This window comes from Parabacteroides sp. AF14-59 (assembly GCF_003479515.1).
GTDB classification, from domain to species: domain Bacteria; phylum Bacteroidota; class Bacteroidia; order Bacteroidales; family Tannerellaceae; genus Parabacteroides; species Parabacteroides faecis.
Genome location: NZ_QUHH01000020.1, coordinates 39242 through 58494, shown reverse-complemented (window position 1 = coordinate 58494; position 19253 = coordinate 39242). Strand labels below are relative to the sequence as shown.

Here is a 19253-nt window from a genome sequence, read left to right as displayed (position 1 = left end):
ATAAGAATTATGAATAGAAATATTATTTTATACTGCTTTTCATTTTTATTCCTGCTTGCCTGCGATGGAATGAATGATAATATTAAGGAATATTTGGACCGGGGAGAAATAAATTATATCGGGCGAGCGGATTCCGCTACTGCTATGGGAGGAATCAATCGGATCAAATTTATGTGGAAAATAAATACGGATCCGCGTATTACTTCAGGTAAAATTTATTGGAATGATAAACAGGATTCGATTAGTTTCCCAATTGACAGAGGTTTAATAGATAAAGACGGTTATTTCACTCATATTTTGGATGATATGCCGGAAGGTACGTTTATTTTTAATTTGTATCATGTCGGGATGGATAATAGTTTATCTATAGGATATGAAATACCGGGTACTATTTACGGGGATATTTATAAATCGACTTTAAGTCCCAGAAAAATTAAGAGAGTGGAAGCATTGGCGGATAAAGTCAATTTGTATTGGGGTGATGCCGGAAGTTCTTCGGGTATTTTATTTACTTATACGAATAAAACCGGGGAGAAGAAAACAATTGATATTCCGGCTTCGGAGACTGTGACTGTGATTGACGATTATGTATTAGGGGGTGAGTACTATTACAAAACAATGTTTTTACCTGAAAAAGATGCATTGGATCAGTTTGAACTGGATTCTCCTGTCGATAAGTTTCCGACCTATTATGTCGGAGATGGTTCTTTGGATGATAATTTCCCTGAATATCCGAAATTGGACAGAACAGTTTGGAAAATAATTGATTTTTCTTCGGAAGAACCGACAGGTGAAGGTGCCAATGGTCGTGCAGCTTTGATTATAGATAATGATCCTTCAACGTTTTGGCATAGTGAATGGGAGGCTACTACGGCTCAGTTACCGCATTATATTTCGATTGATATGAATACGGTAAAAAACGTAAAATGTGTAACTATCGCTAAAAGGCAGAGTAATACGGATTTGAAGACCGCTCATATTGAAATCAGTACGGATAACCATAGTTGGGAAATTGTCGGAAAAGTGGAATTTGAAAAAACGGAAAATCCGAATGCCAGGACGATTGTATTGGGAGAAACGAAGAAGGCCCGATACATGAAGTTAGTCATTACGGAAAGTCATCGTTCTCCGTCTGCTTCTATATCAGAGGTATATGTGTTAGGAACAGAGTGATGTAAAAAGCGAAGGGGATGCCGTTAAGGTATCTCCTTGTTTGTATTATAAAAGAAAAGGTCACCTAACTATCCGGAATTTTCCGTACTTTTGTCTTCTAATTTAAAGAACAGACAAAAGCAATGAAATATCTCATAAAAAGCCCGGAAGGAGCTATCCGGGCTTCCGTACAACTTCCTGCTTCCAAAAGCATCAGTAACCGTGCATTGATATTGAATGCCCTGAGTTATAGCCCTTATGATATACAGAACCTTTCCGACTGTGATGATACGGAGGTGATGGTCAGGGCGCTGAACTCCGATAGTCGTGATTTCGATATAAAGGCTGCCGGGACCGCCATGCGCTTCCTTACTGCTTTCCTTTCTAAAATAGTGGGTGAATGGACGATCACAGGAACGGAGCGGATGAAAAACCGCCCGATCAAACTGCTGGTCGATGCACTCAACTCATTAGGTGCCCGCATTGAATATATCGAGAAGGAAGGTTATCCACCTTTGCGTATTTTCGGAAGCGCTTTGCAGGGAGGTGAGATATCGTTGGCAGGAGGCGTCAGTTCGCAGTATATTTCGGCTCTGTTGATGGTTGCACCTCTGATGGAGAATGGATTGACATTAAATCTGGAAGGAAATATTATCTCCCGCCCTTATATCGATCTGACGTTACAATTGATGGAACAGTTCGGGGTGAAAGCAACCTGGAACGGACAGACGATCAGGATACTTCCTCAGGAATATGAACCGATCCGTTTTACCGTGGAGTCGGATTGGAGTGCCGCCTCTTACTGGTATTCCATTATGGCTTTGTCGAAAAATGCCGAAATAGAACTACTCGGTCTTTTCAAAAACAGCTTGCAGGGCGATGCCGCCGGTGCGAAACTGTTTGCGCAACTGGGTGTCGGAACGGTCTTCACAGATCGGGGTGTCCGGTTGAAACATACCGGTAATGTGACAAAGAAGCTACTCTATAATTTCGTCAATGAACCGGATTTGGCTCAAACCTTTGTTGTCTGTTGCGTGTTACTAAATATCCCCTTCCGTTTCACCGGACTTCAGAGTCTGAAGATAAAAGAAACCGACCGTATCGAAGCACTGAAAACAGAACTTCGCAAACTGGGTTATCTGCTAACTGACAGTAATGACAGTATCCTGGAGTGGAACGGGGAACGGTGCGAACCGGAAACGGACCCGGTTATTGCGACCTATGAAGACCACCGTATGGCAATGGCATTTGCCCCGGCTGCACTCATTTTGCCGCAGGGATTAAAAATAGCCGAGCCGGAAGTGGTGACGAAGAGTTATCCTGCTTATTGGGAAGACTTAAAGCAGGCAGGGTTCGATATAACTGAAATTTAATAATATAACAGACAGTCCAGGCATTTGTAATTATCAACTGTCAACTGTCAACTGTCAACTAATATGTGGTATATTATCATTGGTGTTATCGTGCTGGGCGTTATTGCAGCCATAGCCGGTTATTTCAGGAATAAAAAATTACAGCAGATGCTGGAACGCGGGGAGATCAGCGAGATACCTGAAGCGCGTGAAATTCCCGAAGAATGTTGCGGCCAGCATGAGACCTGTGAGCGTGACAGTCTGTTGGCTGCCGTCAGCAAAGAGATCGAATATTACGATGACGAGGAACTGGATCGTTTCCGGGGACTGGAGGGAGATGAGTATGAAGAGGATGCCGTCGATGAATTCCGCGAAGTGCTTTATACCCTGCAGTCGGAAGAGGTGGCCGGATGGCTCCGTAGCCTGCAGCTTCGTGGCGTGAACCTGCCGGATGCACTGAAGGATGAAGCATTCCTTATTGTCGGTGAGAGAAGAATACATTAAACGGCAGAGAGCGTCGACAAGTGTTCGACATAAATATTGTTTCTCCCTAATGAAACCAAGTATTTTTAAACGATGTGCAAGGATAATGCAACTACGCTAAAAATCAAATGGTTATAAAACATATTTTTAGCAGGGAGGCAAAAGGAAAGCAAAAAAAAGCAGATTTGGAAAGGAGTTAGGTTACCAAATCGTAACTCCGCCAAATATGCTATAAAAAGAAGTGTAATATATTATATTTCAGCCTATTGCTTGTTTTTGCATAGTATCAGATAACTCAACAGAAAGTAAATTTGTAACTAAAAAAAGTTGAGTTATGCGAAGCACATTCAAAGTATTGTTCTACACCAAGAACCAGTCAGTAAAAAATGGTAAGGCCCCGATAATGGGACGCATCACAGTCAATGGAACCCAAGCGGGTTTCAGCAGCAAAAGAACAGTGTCCCTTTCCTTATGGGACGTAAAAGCCAACCGTGCGAAAGGCAAGTCCGAGGAAGCACGCACGCTGAATCAAGAACTTGACAACATCAAGGCGCAGATAACAAAGCACTATCAGTACATTTGCGACCATGACTGTTTTGTTACGGCCAAGAAAGTATATAACCGTTATGCAGGTTTCGCAGAGGAATGCCATACTCTTATGGTGCTCTTCAGAGAACAGATTGAATCGTATAAAGAAAAGATAGGCAAAGGAAAGGCGGAAAGCACTTACCGTGGACTGGTTGCCGACTACAAAAGTCTTTTGCTTTTCATGAAAACCAAAAAGAACATCGAGGATATAGCTATTGACGAGCTTGAGAAGTCGTTCATTGAGGACTATTACACATGGATGCTCGGCACGGCAGGTAATGCGAATGCCACCGCTTTCAACCGTGTCAACACCCTGAAATGGCTGATGTACATAGCGCAGGAAAAGGGGTGGTTGAGAGTCCATCCTTTCACATCCTTCGAGTGTAAGCCGGAATACAAGAAAAGGTCTTTTCTTACTGAAGAGGAATTACAGAGAATCATCCATGTGGATCTGAAATACAAACGCCAGCGTGCCATGCGGGACATGTTTCTCTTCATGTGCTTCACCGGTCTTGCATATGCCGACCTTAAAGCCATTACTTATGACAACATCCATACCGATTCCGACGGAGGCACATGGCTGATGGGCAACCGTATAAAAACCGGAGTGGCCTATGTCGTGAAGTTATTGCCCATAGCCATTGAGCTTATTGAGAAATACAGGGGTGTGGACGAGAAGAAGGATTCCCCCGATTGTGTTTTCCCCGTAGGCGAATACAACACGATGTTCCTCAGCCTCAGAATCATCGGCAAGAAGTGCGATTGCCATACCGAAATCACCCCGCATATCGGACGTCATACATTTGCAGTTCTGGCCATTCTCAAAGGGATGCCGTTGGAAACTCTGCAAAAGGTATTAGGGCATAACTCCATCCTTTCCACGCAGGTATATGCTGAGCTTATCAATCCGAAAGTGGGCGAAGATACCGACAAACTTTGCGAGAAGATAGGCCATGTTTACAAACTGGCCGTCTAAGACCGACCAAAAGGAATGCCCCTTCAGCCGGTAGGCCGGAGGGACATTCCTTTTGTCTTTTCTTTATTTCCTGAACCTTCGGAAATCCCGATAGTTCTTTTTTAACACCTCATACAGTCCGCTTTCGGGATAAAGAATCTTTCCGCCGATGGTAGTATAGGACACCATGTTTTCGTCACGCAAGGTTTGTAGCGTCCGCCGTGAGATGTGCAGTCTCTCGCACACATCATCTCCAGTCAGGTAATGCTCATCCGCAATCGTGGGACGTATTCTTGCCGTGGCTTCCTCAGCCGCCTTACCCGCTCTCCTTATCCATCCGGTCAGTTCCTTGAACTCTTCCGAATCCTTTGTGATAATGTCTGCCATAGCCTATTTCCTTTTTACAAGTCCTTCACTCAATATCTCCTGAATATCCGTTTCCCGATAGAAGAATTTCCCACCTATGTTTGAATAAGGGATAAGGCCGTTGTCCCTGTAATTTTGCAGGCATCTCTTCGATATTTTCAGAGCCAGACATACCTCTTGTGCGTCCAATCATTTATCCGGTGCGGGTGAGGCAACCTTTTTACGGAAGTCTTCCAACTGTACCGCCAGCAGACTGAACTGTTTCCTCATTTCCAGATACGCGCTTGTTTCAATAATAGTCAGTTCCATACATGATGTTTTTAGTTTATACATTTTGATGTTTTCTCCGGCAAAATAAGTCATACTCTCCGGTAAAAACAAATGTGCGGAATCAAAGTCGGATTTTGACATCCGTTGGCGTATGACTTTTAAATTAACCGTTTCTCCAGCATCCGGTTATAGCTTACACGCAAGGAATCAATAAAAGGAGTAGTGTCTGTACAACGATCAAACACTTTTCCCCGTTTGGTATATAATGCATTTATTTTCAGATGAAACATATCCTCAAAAGCCCGAATTACACTTATCACAGTCAGTTTGCCACCATTTTTCGAGCTTATTGCACCGGCTGCCATCAACGCAGCCACCAGTTCAATCAAATCACTGTCTGTACCGTTCCAGGTCAACATGATAACAGATTTATCTTTTGTATCTTTCATTATTTCCGATTTCAATTCGGGGATAATATTCCCCAATTTAAATAACTCTTTAACCATTTCTATCTCTGTATCGAGAAGAGATAATGCCTTACCGATAAACACATCGTACAAAATATGCCTTTTCTCCAACATTTGCTCCGATGCTATTTGCATAGAAACCAGCTCTATTTTGGTATAATTCAAGCGACGTAACTTCAATATTAGGTTCTCGCTTTGTGGAAGTCCTCCAAGCAGAGTTACAAAATTATCATAAGCAGCAGGCAATTCTTCCGCTACTTGTACCATGCCCTCCAAGTAGGAGGCAAATAGGTTGAAAAGGAGTGCATTTGTTAATATTTTCATCATATCACATTTTAGGTTTTATAAATCATCGCCTCCGACTAAATTATCATAAAAACGTCAAGAGTAAGTACAAACTTCCATATATCCTCATTTTTATCTTTTGCAAAGTTCGGGATTATATAGATAGCTAAAAACGAGGTCGGTATGATTATATTTTAATTTATATTACATACTGATAAATAGCAAGTTATATTGAATTAGAATTAAATAGTATTTCTCCCCCAAATAATTGTACACTCGGTATTTGTTTTCATTCAGATGGATATAGGGTATTAATAGCAGATAAAGCGTAATTATTGACCTATTGAGCCATAATAAAATACCCGTTTTTCTCTTTTCAGAAAAAAACGGGATAAAATTACATGATTTTTAATATTGTCTCAATAAATACCGACTACGGTATGTTTATCATATAATAATCTATTACATAACAATCTATTTAACTAATAAAGAAAACAAATATCGGTATTCCATTTCTCTATTTTTTAGGCTTTTTCAAAAATCAAATAATATCCTAATTAAATGTTCTGTATTCATTCGGAGAACATCCCGCGATACGCTTGAAAGCCTTGCTGAAGTACTGGATATTGATACCTCAAAGCGTAAGGAACATTACTGACAGATTTTGTAGGCTCAGCAAGCAATTCTTTTGCTGCATCCATTGTTTTTACTAATCCTAAGATGTATTTTCTCATCATATTCATCCGACTTTCTCCTTTGTACGTATAGCTTTATAGGACTCCAGTTCCTTCCTGCTCCGGCTCGAAGTAACCAGATAGACACCACCGAAAATGAAGATAACAGCCATGCCCTTGATGAAATTGAAAGAGTCCATACCCCAACAAACGGCAACAATGCAGGCAATAAGTGGTTGGATATAGTTGTACATACCCGCCACGGTGGGACGGAGATTCTTCTGTCCGACCACAATCAGCATGTAGCTGATGAAGGTAGCTCCCACGACAATAAAGGACAAGCCACCCAGTTCGGGAAGATGCAGGCTGCTCCAATCTGTACGCATCAGGCTGCCGGCTGAAAACGGAAGGACACATATGAACGAATAGGTGAACATCCACTTCATAATGGTCACCAGCGAATATTTGTTCACGAAATCCTTATACAATACGATGTAAAGGGCATAGCAGAACTGTGCCAGCAACACCAGCAAATCGCCCCATATCATTGTGCCACCCGCGGTTGCTGCCGATGCTCCTTGCTCATGCTGCCCGTTTCCGAGTATCAGCAGCAATGCACCGCTCGCTCCGGCCGCAATGCCCAGCACCTTCTTGCCCGTAATGGGCTCTTTCAGTATCAATGCAGCCAGTACCATAGCCCATAGAGGCATACTGGTAGTAATAATGGAGGCATCACCGGGTGAGCTTAGACTGACACCGAATATGAAACAACCTTGATTGAATACAATACCTAAAAGGGCGGCAACAAACAGGCTTGCCAAGTCTTTATGGCTGACATGTTCCGGTTTTTGAAAAAAAGAAGCTATCCAGAAGAGAACCATCGCACCCCCGATACGTAAATCAGTTACGACAAGAGGCGTAACAGCTCCTCCCAACATGATAAATTTGGACATGGGAGACATCAACCCCCACATGGCATTTGCCCCGAACATGGCGGCATGTCCTTTCCAACAAATCTTTTCCATATGCTATTGTTATGTCTTTAATAAGAAGTCCAACCTCCGTCTGCTACAAATATGGAACCGTTGACAAAAGAGGCCTCGTCAGATGCCAGAAAAAGTACAACTTTGGCTATCTCATCAGGAGTGCATTTCCGCATATTAGTGATATAACCTTCCGAAACTTTGGTCTCGATGTCTCTCCAATTATCAATGGATTTGTCATGAGCCGTTTTTGATCCGATTAAGTTCTCACTGTTTACCCGCAGGTTTGTCTCGACTCTGCCCGGTGCCACCGCATTACAACGGATATTCTTGTCCTTATAATTAAATGCCACATTTTTTGTCAGTCCTATCAGGCCATGCTTGGAGGCTACGTAGGCTGCCCCTCCACCCCTTGCTCCCGTAAAGCCGGCAATGGAAGCTGTATTCACAATGACTCCTCCTCCTTGTTTTTCAAATACAGGAATAACGGCACGGATTCCACGCATCGGCGCTGTAAGATTTGTAGAAATCACTCTGTCCCAAATCTCATCGCTGACCTCGCCTGCCGGAAGAAGTTCATCAAAAACTCCGGCATTGTTTACCAGAATATCAATCCGTCCAAATCGCTCTAAAGCCGAGTTTATCATCCGCTGTACATCATCTTCTCTGGTTACATCCACTTCAACCGGTATAACGTCCGATTGGTTTTGTTGCAACGTGTCTGCAATCTTCCTTACTTCTATACCGTTGATGTCTGCCAGAATAACTTTTGCTCCCTCATTGGCGAATAAGACAGCTATTGCCTTTCCATTGCCGGATGCAGCTCCCGTTACAATTGCAACTTTATCTTTCAGCCTTCCTGAAGATACTTGTGCTAAACTATTAGATACACTTCCCATAAGTAAAATAAATGTTACTATAAATTTTAATATTCTCATGTTTCTGTTTTTTTTGTGCAAAGTTAAATGTCATGGAAATGAAGATTATTGTATTTTTGTACCATAAACATGGAAAAATAAGCTATGTGGAAAGAAAATCTATATCAGCCGGTTGAAATACTTTTAAGGGAGCACGATACATTTCCGATTGGAGAGCACCAGCATTCTTTTTTCGAAATGGCTTATATTCTGGAAGGTACCGGAAGTTTTGTTGTCAATTCCGTAAATGGCGGGGAAGAACATCATAACTATTGTGCCGCCGACTTATGCCTGATACCGCCCAATAGAGTTCACCTGTTTCGGACTTGTTCACATAGTCGTTATTTGTTTATCCGGTTCACGGAGAATTATGTGACCGATTATATAAACAGATATGCTGAAGGGGCTCTCGACATACAAGCCGGATACTGTATCCGGTTTCAACAGAGTGATGCGGAAATGCTTCACAGTTTGATTGAGCTAATTGTCAGGGAGGTATCTGAAAAGAAAATGATGTCGGGCTATCTGCTGAACTACTACGTGAACAGTGTCATTGTGCTTGCTGTAAGAAATCTTTCCACATTGGCCCCGGAGCATGATAATGCGGACAGTAGCAAGGCACAGTATATGCTAAAATACATCAGGCAGCATATCCACCAGCCCGAACTCCTGAAATTGAATATTGTGGCTGAAAAATTTCACCTTTCCCCCACTTATGCAGGACGTTTCTTTAAACGGAATTTTGGAGAGGATTTCAAACAGTACATCCAAAAAAGCAGGTTGAAAACGGTGGAAGACATGCTTGTCGGCACTCAAATGAGCATTAAAGAGATTTCAAACAGAATGGGCTATACCGACCCGTGCTACTTGAGCAAGTTGTTTCAGCAATATCATAATATGACTCCTTTGCAATATAGAAAGAAGTATTGCGATACACATTTACCTATTAGCGAAGAAAAATGATTATTATGTCGGTAACAAGATGAATGCTAAAGGAAGAATCATAAGTATTTTTTCTTAATCAATTATTACATAGTTATTTATAAGTTAATTTAATTTTCTGTATTCATTCGGCGAACATCCCACGACACGCTTGAAAGCCTTGCTGAAATACTGCGGATATTGATACCCCAAAGCATAAGCCACATCACTGACAGATTTTGTAGGATCGGCAAGCAGCTCTTTTGCTGTATCCATTGTTTTTGCCAATATATATTCTTGTGCAGATAAACCGGTCTCTTTTTTAATCAAATCTCCGAAATAATTCGCAGACAGATGCAACTGGTCAGCACAATAAGCAACGGTTGGTGTACCGAATTTAGAGGGTTTATCCGAAATGAAATAGTCATTCAGCAAGGCTTCGAAAGAACCGAGCGTATCCTTGTTCTCTTTTTTGCGGGTAATGAATTGTCGGTCATAGAAACGGATGCAATAGTTGAGCAACAATTCGATGGCAGAAGCGATAATCAGGTTGCTGTGGCGATCTGCCTTGTCATATGTCTCCTCGTCGATTTTTGTCAGACAGTCGATGACGGTCTGCTGCTCCTGCTTGGAGAGGTGCAACGCTTCATTGGCGGCATAGGAGAAAAAAGTATAATCCTGCATATGGCGGCCGAGCGGCGTGCCCCGCAGCAAGTCGGGATGGAACAGCAGACACCAGCCCGAACCGGTAAAAGTCGTTCCGTCGGCTTCATGTCCGAACACTTGCCCCGGAGCGATAAACACCAACGTATTTTCTTGAAAATCGTAGGAGCGTCGGCCATAGGTCAAATCGTCCGTACATCGTAATTCTTTCAGGAAGACCACATACATTCCCACGTGCTTGCGTGCATGGGGTACAGGGTGCGGCATACGGCTTCCTTCTATGACGCTAACCAACGGATGCCTCGTTTCCATACCCATGTAATCATTGTACTCCTTTATCGTTTTCAGTTGCATAATCTTCTCCATAACAGTCTCTTTCATTGTTTCTATGCAAATGTAGAAAATATCTTTGGCTTATCGGTTCCAATCTGTAATAATTATACATGAAACCGTAATTCATACCCTATGAAGCACTCGGACAACCTGTAATTTTGCATCGTGGAAAACTGAATAAAAGAAAGAACAATGATACAAATGAATAATTCGGGACTTATGACCATTGATAGGTTCAATAAATTGACGGGGCATGAAACACTGCATCCGTTGATCTGTATGGTCGATTTGTCAAAAGCAAATCTGACCGAGGATATCCGGATGATGTGCAATTTTTACGGACTGTTGTATTACAACGATTCAGAGCAAGAAAAAGCATCTGAAAAAGAGTGGCTGCGACTGGTTTATCCCGGCGAAACGGTTGAAATACCCTCGAACCGGCATCGACATACCGGATGCTATTCGGGTGTGTTGTTTCATCCCGATTTGTTATGCGACACATCGCTTGAAAACCGTATCGAGACCTACCCGAAACGCTGCTGCTGTAAGGGTGCATTGTCGGAGCACGAAAGGAGAATCATAACCGATAATCTGCGGGAAATCGGAGAAGAGTTGCACCATGCCATCGACCGGCATAGCGCAACGATCATCGCTTCGCATATCGAATTGCTACTCAATTACTGTGTACGTTTTTGCAGTCAGTGAACTATAAAAACCGTAATAATTATCCTTCAAACCGTAATTCATGACCAGTCTGGGCGAAAATTCCAGCCTAATTTTGCATCAGGTAAAACAGATAAATAAAATGATAGAGATTATGAAAATAAAATTGAAAATTATGACAACCCTATTCGGTGTTTTTTTCGGATGCGGAATCGCAGCCTCTCAAACACCGAAAGCAGAACAAGTTATGGACAGTAAACGACAACACATTGCAGAGGTCGCAGCCCTTACAAGTACGGGAGACCTCGACAAACTGACAACCGCCCTTATTGACGGGTTGAATGACGGCATGACCGTCAGTGAGCTGAAAGAAGTGATGGTACACGCCTACGCCTATTGTGGTTTTCCCCGTGCCCTGCGCGGACTGCAAACGTTAGTTGCGGTACTCGACGAGCGTAAGGCAAAAGGTATCGAAGACGATTGGGGACGTGAAGCGTCGCCGATAACCGATACCCGCCGTAAGTATGAACGCGGACGTGACATTCTCGCAGAAATTTCAGGCGTTCCGTCAGATGCACCGAAAGCCGACTATGCTGTACTGGCTCCGGAAATCGAGGTATTCCTCAAAGAACATCTCTTTGCCGACCTTTTCGAGCGGGATGTATTGACCTATGCCGAACGAGAGCTGACGACCGTTGCCGTGATAGCCTCGTTGGGTAAAGGCGTAGAACCAATGCTGAAAGGACACATGGGTATTGCGCTGAATGTAGGTGTAACACCGGATGAATTACGCGGTGTGCTGGCCATTGTCGAAAAGCACGTCGGACGCAGCGAAGCCGATGGCGGCAGACTGGTTTTGAACGAATTGTTGCAAAGCAAAGAATTGATTGCCAACCCGGAAACACTGGTCGAGACAGTCGAGAATGGCGTGAAGAAACAAAAAGTGACTTTCCACAACCGTTTCCTGATTGATGTGGTCGGCGATCTTTATTTCCCTGCAAACTATGATTCGGCAAAGAAATATGCCGCCATCATCGTTGGGCATCCTTTCGGTGGTGTCAAGGAGCAGACTTCAGGACTTCATGCCCGCCTTCTGGCGGAAATGGGTTATGTGACATTGGCGTTCGATGCGTCCTATTACGGTGAGAGCGGCGGTTATCCGCGTCGTATGGAATCGCCCGAAGTGAGGGTGGAAGATTTCAGCGCGGCGGTCGATTTTCTCACGAACCACCCGGCTGTTGATGCCGACAAAATCGGCGTAATCGGTATCTGTGGCGGAGGATGTTATTCTGTCAGTGCTACGCAGATAGACCATCGTATCAAGGCTCTTGCCACCATCAGTATGTACGACATGGGACGTGCCCGCCGTCAGGGTGTGGGCGACACGCAGACCTACGAGCAGCGTATGGCGATTCTCGATGAGATCGGTCGTCAGCGCACGGCGGAATATGGCGGAGCCACACGTCGGGATATTCGCGCCCTACCTGAAAAAGTGGATGAGAATACGCCGAAGTTTGCCATCGATTTCCTCGATTATTACGACAATCCCGAGCGCGGACAGCATCCCAACTCTACGGGTTATTACTCCTACACGAGCCTTGCGCCGATGATGAACTTCTTCCCGTTCGCGCAAATCGAGACCATATCGCCGCGCCCTGTACTTTTCATCGTGGGAGAAAATGCGGTGTCGAAATATTTCTCGGAAGACGCATACGAGAAAGCTGCCGAACCGAAAGAGCTGTTCGTCGTACCCGCAGCAACGCACGTGGATTTGTATGACCAGCCGGAATATCTGAAAATCACACTTCCGAAACTGGACGCTTTCTTCAAACAATATCTAAAATAACGATTCGATATGAAAAAGATAACTTGCTTATTTTTACTGGTTGCGGCACTCGGTGCTTGTACCCCGAAACCAGAAAACAAGGTTGAAACAATCCAGCCTGCCGCACCTTCTTCCATCTTTCCCAAAGGAAATGTCATTGAAGGTACTAATTTCAACGGCACGGCCTACCTCCAACGGTTGATGACCGACAGTGAAACATTCGATGTAGTAGTGTCCGATGTGATATTCGAGCCGAAAGCCCGAAACAGTTGGCACTCGCATCCGGGCGGCCAGATTCTGATCGCCACTGCCGGAAAAGGTTACTATCAGGAAAAGGGGAAACCCATACAAGTTTTGAATCCCGGTGACGTGGTCGCTATTCCGGCAGACGTGGTGCATTGGCACGGGGCGGCTTCCGACAGCGGATTCACGCATATAGCAATCAATACAAAGGTTCATTTGGGTGCTACCCAGTGGTATGCTCCCGTAGCCGAAGAAGAGTACAACCATAAATAAACATCAAAAAACAGATTGAATATGAAAAAGTTACTTTTTATCCCGCTCTTGCTCCTTTCTCTGACGACTATGGCCGCTTGTTCTCCCGATGATGATCCTATGTCGCCAACGGAGCAACCCTCCACTCCCGAAGAACCGGGCGATGAAGAAAATCCCGATGATTTTGAAAATCCGACTAACCCAGATGAACCCAATACTCCGTCCAGGAACGGCAATATGCTTGTGGTTTACTTCTCCGCTGAAGGACACACCGGGGCCGTAGCGGAACGAATCGTGGAGCTTACGGGTGCTGACATCCATCGGATTGAGGCTGCCGAACCGTATGCCGCAAATCCTTACGATGACAGCGACCGCATCCAGCGTGAAGCCTACAACGACCTGCGTCCCGGAGTGGCGAACCTGCTTGATGAGGAAACGATTGCGAAATATGATACGATTTTCGTCGGTTCGCCTTGTTGGTGGCATCAACCTGCGATGGTAGTCTGCACGTTCCTCGAAGCATACGACTTGAAAGATAAGGTTGTCATTCCGTTCTTTACCTATGGAGCTACTACCTATCTGAACGAATCCATGCAGAAAATTTATAAGGTAACACCTGGCTCAAAGCATATTCCGGAAACACTTCCCGAAGACCTCGATGCGGACGACATTACGACGCCGGGGCGTCCCGACGATGCGGGTATTGATATGCCGGGCAGTGCAAACGGTACGGAAGGCTGGTTGCGTCGAATTGGAATTATTGAATAGACTTATAAAACAAGTAAAAAATGAAAAAAGGAATTATAACAATGAGTGTACTGGCAATCATTGCTTGTACGATAACGGCCTATTGTTGGGCTGCTGGGAACGAGACCGTATCGGAGAGTACAAATGTAGCGCAATCCCTATCCGGGCAACAAGTAAAATCGACCTCTCAAAATACTAAAGGAAAAGCTTTGGTGGTTTATTTCTCCGTTCCCGAAACGGATGGAGTGGATGCTTCTTCCGGAGCCAGCCGCCTTATTTCCAATGGTAAAGTAATGGGGAATACGCAATACATCGCATCCGTCATCGGGGAAGCTACGGGTAGCGACCTTTTCGAGATAAAGACCGTACACACCTATCCCGGCTCGCATAAGGCATTGATCGATGCGGCAAAGGTCGAGATAGACAACAATGCCCGTCCAAAGCTGGCTACACACATCAAAAATCTCAATGACTACGATGTGGTCTTCATTGGATTCCCCAACTGGTGGTACGATATGCCGATGCCGCTATACTCGTTCTTCGACGAATACGACTTCGGTGGTAAAACCGTTATCCCTTTCTGTACGCATGGCGGCAGCCGTTTCTCGGATGCCATCAAGACCATACGGGAGTTGGAGCCTAAAGCCTCCGTGTTGGATGGTTATGCAATTCCCCGTGACCGTGTCAGCGAAGCGAAACCTAATGTCTTGAACTGGCTGAAAAGAATCGGAATGGCCGAATAAATGATAACGGTTCAAACCTATCCAATAAGTTACCCGACCGGATTTCCGGCCGGGTAACTTGCTTAATAAGGGATATATAAAGTTAAATGAGGATACTTTTTCAAGTATAATTTCAATCTGTAATAATTATACGCCAATCCGTAATTCATATAAGGTCTCCCTTGCTGGTCTGACGTAATTTTGCATCAGATAAAGAAATGAATAACAAGTAGTTTTAATACGAATATGAACAATGAAAAAATAACCAGAAGAGAAGCTCTCAAATGTATGGGAACTACATTGGCAGGGTTGGCATTGACCGCATCCGGGCTCTCCTCTATCACGTCCTGCACGGAAGAGAAAAAGAGACGTCTGGTATTCTATTTCACGGGAACCGGGAACTGCCTCTACGTGGCTCGGAAATTCGCGGAAAATCCGTTGAGTATTCCGCAGATTATCAGGCAGGACAAGCTGGAGTTCGAGGCGGATGAAATAGGTATCGTTTACCCCATTTACGGACATCTTGCCCCGCAAATGGTGCAGGAGTTTATCCGGAAAGCCCGGCTGAAAGCCCCTTACCTGTTTTCCATCCTTACCTACGGCAACCGCAAGTGCAGCGCGACCGAATTGTGGAACAATCTGGCAACAGAAAACGGGACGCGCTTCGACTATATCACCACCCTGAAAATGGTGGATAACTTTCTCCCGTCATTCGATATGAATGAACAGGTAAAAATCGACAAGCAGGAAGACAAGCAAATAGCCGAAATCATGCAGGACATACAGGCACGCAAGCACTGGATACAACCCGTTACCGAGGAGGAACGACAGCAGCACGCCGAGTTCATGCAACGTGCGGGACACACTCTTTCCCCTTCCGCCGAAAAGTTGCTTGTCATCAAGGAAAACTGTATCGGCTGTGGAATCTGTGTAAAGGTATGCCCGCGCCGGAACTACACCTTGACGGGCGAAGGTGTTCAATGCAAAGGAGCCTGTGAATATTGCCTCTCCTGCGTTCAGAATTGTCCGCAAAAAGCCATCACACTCCGTGCGGGAGAGAAAAATCCCGATGCGCGATACCGCCATCCGGATATTTCACTGAATGACATTATAAGAGCCAACAGACAATAACTTCAAAAACAATATGATTATGAAACGAACATTTTTTTATTATGTATTTATGGTACTGGCTATAATGACGCTGGCAAGCGCGTGTGACAAGGATGATTTCGATGCGGATTATCCTTCCGATGAGATCGAATACGATGGTAGCCGCAAAATTTTAGTGGCTTACTTTTCCGCTACGGGCAATACCCAGCGGAGAGCCGAGGAGATCGTGGCGGCGACCGGTGCGGACGTTTATCGTATCGAGGCGTCCGAACCTTATGCCTCGAATCCCTATGACGACAGCGACCGTATCCAGAACGAATCGTACAACAACCTGCGTCCCGGTGTCGGCAATCTGCCTGAAAATATCGACGAATACGATGTGATTTTTGTCGGTTCGCCGATATGGTGGCACAATCCGGCAATGGTCGTCTGTACGTTCCTCGAAAACTACGACCTCGAAGGTAAGATCGTTATCCCGTTCTTCACTTACGGCTCGACAGAATATCTCCAGCAATCCATCGACAAGATTCATGAGGTGACGCCCGCTTCGGTTCATCTGCGTACCTATACGGGCGGTGGCGTAGAAAGTTGGTTGCGCGACATCCATATCATCCAATAATACCAATGAGAATAAGCAATAATATCAATATGAAACGAAATATCATTTTAGCAATTATGTGTACAGTATGCACAATGACAGCCTCGGCACAAGGTGTCGGAGGCGTGCTGACCAAAGGATTCGCCGTTTTCAAGAACGACGGTCAGTTCAAACCATACGCATTTACTCGCCACGCTGTCGGCGATAATGAAATCCAGATTGAAATTCTCTACGCGGGTATCTGTCATAGCGACATCCACCATGTCCGCGAGGATTGGGGGCCTGAAAAATACCCGATGGTTCCCGGACACGAGATTGCCGGACGTGTGGTGAAAGTAGGCCGCAACGTCACGAAATTCAAGGTAGGCGACTATGCCGGTATCGGGTGCATGATCGGTTCATGCCGTCATTGCGAGGCTTGCGAACATGATCTGGAGCAGTATTGCGAGGAAGGGGCTATCATGACCTACCATGACATAGACCGCTATAACGGTAACGAGCCGACGCAGGGCGGTTATTCCGACAACTACGTTGTAGCGGAAGACTTCGCCATCAAGATTCCGGCAAATGCCGAAATCGAAAAAGTCGCGCCACTACTCTGCGCCGGAATCACGACCTATTCGCCTATCCGTAATGTAGGTATCAAGAAAGGTGATAAGGTCAGTGTCGCCGGATTCGGCGGGTTGGGACACTTGGCTGTGCAGTATCTTGTGAAATTGGGAGCTGATGTGACCGTATTCGATGTAACGGAAGCAAAACGTGCGGATGCCGCACGCATGGGGGCTACCCGTTATGTCAATGTGAACAACAGCGATGAATTGCAAGGGTTGAACAAGCAATACGATTTCATTCTCTCCACCATTCCCGCCAAGTATGATCCGGTAATGTATGTGAAAATGTTGAAGCTGGACGGTCAGCTCGCTATCGTCGGAATCCCCTCGGCAGCCAATATGCCGAGTATTCCGGTAAATGCCATCGTAATGAACTCCAATCGCAAGATTTTCGGTTCCCAGATTGGGGGAATCAAGGAGACGCAGGAGATGTTAGACTATTCGGTCGCCAACGGTATCTATCCTGAAGTCGAAATTATTCCGGCTGACGGAAAAACGATTACTGAAGCCTATCAGAAGGTCGTGGATGGAGATGTAAAATTCAGGTATGTGATAGATATGAAAACCCTTAAATGATAGCTATGTTACGGAAAATAAGGGCTATACTGGCAATCATCTTTTTTGTGTCTGTCACGTTGCTGTTTCTCGACTTCACGGGAGGGTGGCATACATGGATGGGATGGATGGCAAAAATACAATTCTTACCTGCTCTGCTGGCCTTGAATGTAGGTGTCGTGGCTCTGCTCGTTGTGCTGACACTGCTTTTCGGTCGCATTTATTGCTCCGTCATCTGCCCGCTGGGTGTCATGCAGGATATTGTTTCGTGGGTAGGCAGTCGGCGTAAAAAAGGAAAAAACCGTTTTTCCTATTCTCCGGCAAAATCTGGAATCAGGTACGGCGTATTGGCTCTTTTCCTCGTGGCGATAGCAGCAGGCGCAGGTTCGCTGGTCGCCTTGATAGCTCCGTACAGTGCTTACGGTCGGATTGCCCAAAATTTACTGGCTCCGTTTTATGGATGGGGAAACAACCTCTTGGCCTACCTTGCCGAGAGAGCCGAAAGTTACACCTTTTATGAAACGGAGGTCTGGATGAGAAGCCTGCCGACATTCATTATAGCCATTGTTACTTGTATCCTGTTATTTGTCTTGGCATGGCGTAACGGACGTACCTACTGCAATACGGTTTGTCCGGTAGGTACTGTACTTGGTTTGCTCTCGAAATATGCACTTTTACGTCCGGTCATTGATCCCAAGAAATGCACCTCGTGCAGTTTGTGCGCCCGAAAATGCAAGGCGTCTTGTATCGACTACAAGAATCACGAGATAGACCATTCGCGTTGTGTGGCTTGCATGGATTGTCTCGATGCCTGCAAACACGGGGCCATCTCTTATACCCGACGACGGGAACGGGCAGCCGTGCTATCATCTAAAACAGAGGAACAGAATCCTTCCCGACGCCATTTCCTCACCGGGGTTGCTCTTCTTCTCGGTACTGCTGCGGCCAAAGCGCAGGAAAAGAATGTGGACGGCGGGCTGGCTGTTATTCTCGACAAGAAAATTCCGAAGCGCACCACACCTCTTGTCCCTCCCGGAGCAGGTAGCCTGTGTAATATGAATCGTCGTTGCACGGGCTGCCAGTTATGCGTGTCGGTCTGCCCGAACGGGGTACTGCGCCCTTCCTCCCGGTTGGAAACGCTTATGCAACCGGAATCTTCTTATGAACGCGGTTATTGTCGTCCCGAATGTACGAAATGTTCGGAGGTTTGCCCGGCTGGAGCAATCCGAAAGGTTTCTGCTGAAGAAAAGTCCGCTATACAGATCGGCCATGCCGTATGGGTAAAGGAGAATTGCGTTGTCCTGACAGACGGCGTGCAATGCGGTAATTGCGCCAGACATTGTCCGGCGGGAGCAATCTCGATGATACCCTCCATCCCCGACGATGATTTCTCGCCCTTGATACCGATGGTGGATACCGAACGGTGTATCGGGTGCGGTGCGTGTGAAAATCTGTGTCCGGCACGTCCGTTCAGTGCCATTTATGTCGAGGGACACGAAGCCCATAGAATCATATAAA

General features: G+C 45.3%; 20 protein-coding genes and 1 pseudogene. 14 read left to right on the top strand and 7 right to left on the bottom strand.

The features are described 5' to 3' along the window. Positions 1 to 9: 9 nt before the first annotated feature. The 4 genes from DWW23_RS19125 (at position 10) to DWW23_RS19110 (ending at position 4551) form a co-directional block, all read left to right on the top strand. Positions 10 to 1173 (top strand): DUF4998 domain-containing protein, encoded by a 1164-nt coding sequence (locus DWW23_RS19125; RefSeq protein ID WP_122355130.1) that lies wholly within the window; start codon positions 10 to 12, stop codon positions 1171 to 1173. A gap of 122 nt (positions 1174 to 1295) precedes the next feature. Then, positions 1296 to 2525 carry a 3-phosphoshikimate 1-carboxyvinyltransferase gene (locus DWW23_RS19120; RefSeq protein ID WP_122355128.1) on the top strand — a complete coding sequence of 410 codons (1230 nt, stop codon included), beginning with the start codon at positions 1296 to 1298 and terminating at the stop codon, positions 2523 to 2525. 63 nt (positions 2526 to 2588) lie between these two features. After that, on the top strand, positions 2589 to 3008 hold the full coding sequence (locus DWW23_RS19115; protein ID WP_122355126.1) for a phospholipase: 420 nt from the start codon (positions 2589 to 2591) through the stop codon (positions 3006 to 3008). A 313-nt stretch (positions 3009 to 3321) separates the two neighbouring features. Then, positions 3322 to 4551: a site-specific integrase gene (locus tag DWW23_RS19110; protein WP_122355124.1), complete on the top strand. Its 1230-nt coding sequence runs from the start codon at positions 3322 to 3324 to the stop codon at positions 4549 to 4551. Between the two features lie 63 nt (positions 4552 to 4614). On the opposite strand, the gene DWW23_RS19105 is transcribed toward DWW23_RS19110, so the two are convergent. The 6 genes and pseudogenes from DWW23_RS19105 to DWW23_RS19075 form a co-directional block, all read right to left on the bottom strand. Further along, positions 4615 to 4917 carry a helix-turn-helix domain-containing protein gene (locus DWW23_RS19105; protein WP_038610716.1) on the bottom strand — a complete coding sequence of 101 codons (303 nt, stop codon included), beginning with the start codon at positions 4915 to 4917 and terminating at the stop codon, positions 4615 to 4617. Positions 4918 to 4920: 3 nt separating this feature from the next. Further along, positions 4921 to 5085, bottom strand: coding sequence for a helix-turn-helix domain-containing protein (locus DWW23_RS19100; RefSeq protein WP_038610719.1), 165 nt, complete (start codon positions 5083 to 5085; stop codon positions 4921 to 4923). 239 nt (positions 5086 to 5324) lie between these two features. Then, positions 5325 to 5957 carry an RteC domain-containing protein gene (locus DWW23_RS19090; RefSeq protein ID WP_122348892.1) on the bottom strand — a complete coding sequence of 211 codons (633 nt, stop codon included), beginning with the start codon at positions 5955 to 5957 and terminating at the stop codon, positions 5325 to 5327. Positions 5958 to 6471: 514 nt separating this feature from the next. Further along, positions 6472 to 6631, bottom strand: a pseudogene (locus DWW23_RS19085) (helix-turn-helix domain-containing protein); the annotation flags it as partial. A gap of 26 nt (positions 6632 to 6657) precedes the next feature. Next, positions 6658 to 7617: a DMT family transporter gene (locus DWW23_RS19080; RefSeq protein WP_122355122.1), complete on the bottom strand. Its 960-nt coding sequence runs from the start codon at positions 7615 to 7617 to the stop codon at positions 6658 to 6660. Between the two features lie 17 nt (positions 7618 to 7634). Beyond that, complete coding sequence (locus tag DWW23_RS19075) at positions 7635 to 8513, bottom strand: glucose 1-dehydrogenase (protein ID WP_187576767.1); 879 nt, start codon at positions 8511 to 8513, stop codon at positions 7635 to 7637. A gap of 84 nt (positions 8514 to 8597) precedes the next feature. Between DWW23_RS19075 and DWW23_RS19070 the strand changes: the two genes are divergently transcribed. After that, on the top strand, positions 8598 to 9455 hold the full coding sequence (locus tag DWW23_RS19070; protein WP_122355120.1) for an AraC family transcriptional regulator: 858 nt from the start codon (positions 8598 to 8600) through the stop codon (positions 9453 to 9455). An 84-nt stretch (positions 9456 to 9539) separates the two neighbouring features. Here DWW23_RS19070 and DWW23_RS19065 read toward each other — a convergent pair whose 3' ends face one another. Continuing rightward, the gene (locus DWW23_RS19065; protein WP_122355118.1) at positions 9540 to 10442 is read right to left on the bottom strand and encodes an AraC family transcriptional regulator; all 903 of its coding nucleotides are present in this window, start codon (positions 10440 to 10442) and stop codon (positions 9540 to 9542) included. 159 nt (positions 10443 to 10601) lie between these two features. Between DWW23_RS19065 and DWW23_RS19060 the strand changes: the two genes are divergently transcribed. From DWW23_RS19060 to DWW23_RS19020, 9 genes are all read left to right on the top strand, one after another. Next, on the top strand, positions 10602 to 11114 hold the full coding sequence (locus DWW23_RS19060; RefSeq protein ID WP_122348870.1) for a transcriptional regulator: 513 nt from the start codon (positions 10602 to 10604) through the stop codon (positions 11112 to 11114). Positions 11115 to 11226: 112 nt separating this feature from the next. Then, a complete protein-coding gene (locus DWW23_RS19055; protein WP_122355210.1) occupies positions 11227 to 12918 on the top strand; it encodes an alpha/beta fold hydrolase in 1692 nt (563 codons plus the stop codon). A gap of 9 nt (positions 12919 to 12927) precedes the next feature. After that, entirely contained in the window at positions 12928 to 13413 is a 486-nt protein-coding gene (locus tag DWW23_RS19050) for a cupin domain-containing protein (RefSeq protein WP_122355116.1), read from the top strand. A 21-nt stretch (positions 13414 to 13434) separates the two neighbouring features. Beyond that, positions 13435 to 14160, top strand: coding sequence for a flavodoxin (locus DWW23_RS19045; RefSeq protein WP_122355114.1), 726 nt, complete (start codon positions 13435 to 13437; stop codon positions 14158 to 14160). A gap of 20 nt (positions 14161 to 14180) precedes the next feature. Continuing rightward, positions 14181 to 14882, top strand: coding sequence for a flavodoxin (locus DWW23_RS19040; protein WP_122355112.1), 702 nt, complete (start codon positions 14181 to 14183; stop codon positions 14880 to 14882). A gap of 225 nt (positions 14883 to 15107) precedes the next feature. Next, positions 15108 to 15992: an EFR1 family ferrodoxin gene (locus tag DWW23_RS19035; protein ID WP_122355110.1), complete on the top strand. Its 885-nt coding sequence runs from the start codon at positions 15108 to 15110 to the stop codon at positions 15990 to 15992. A 19-nt stretch (positions 15993 to 16011) separates the two neighbouring features. Beyond that, positions 16012 to 16590, top strand: a complete 579-nt coding sequence (locus DWW23_RS19030) for a flavodoxin (protein ID WP_122355208.1) — start codon at positions 16012 to 16014, stop codon at positions 16588 to 16590. Between the two features lie 29 nt (positions 16591 to 16619). Further along, positions 16620 to 17756, top strand: a complete 1137-nt coding sequence (locus DWW23_RS19025) for an NAD(P)-dependent alcohol dehydrogenase (RefSeq protein ID WP_122355108.1) — start codon at positions 16620 to 16622, stop codon at positions 17754 to 17756. Between the two features lie 5 nt (positions 17757 to 17761). Beyond that, positions 17762 to 19252: a 4Fe-4S binding protein gene (locus DWW23_RS19020; protein WP_122355206.1), complete on the top strand. Its 1491-nt coding sequence runs from the start codon at positions 17762 to 17764 to the stop codon at positions 19250 to 19252. Position 19253 lies beyond the last annotated feature (1 nt).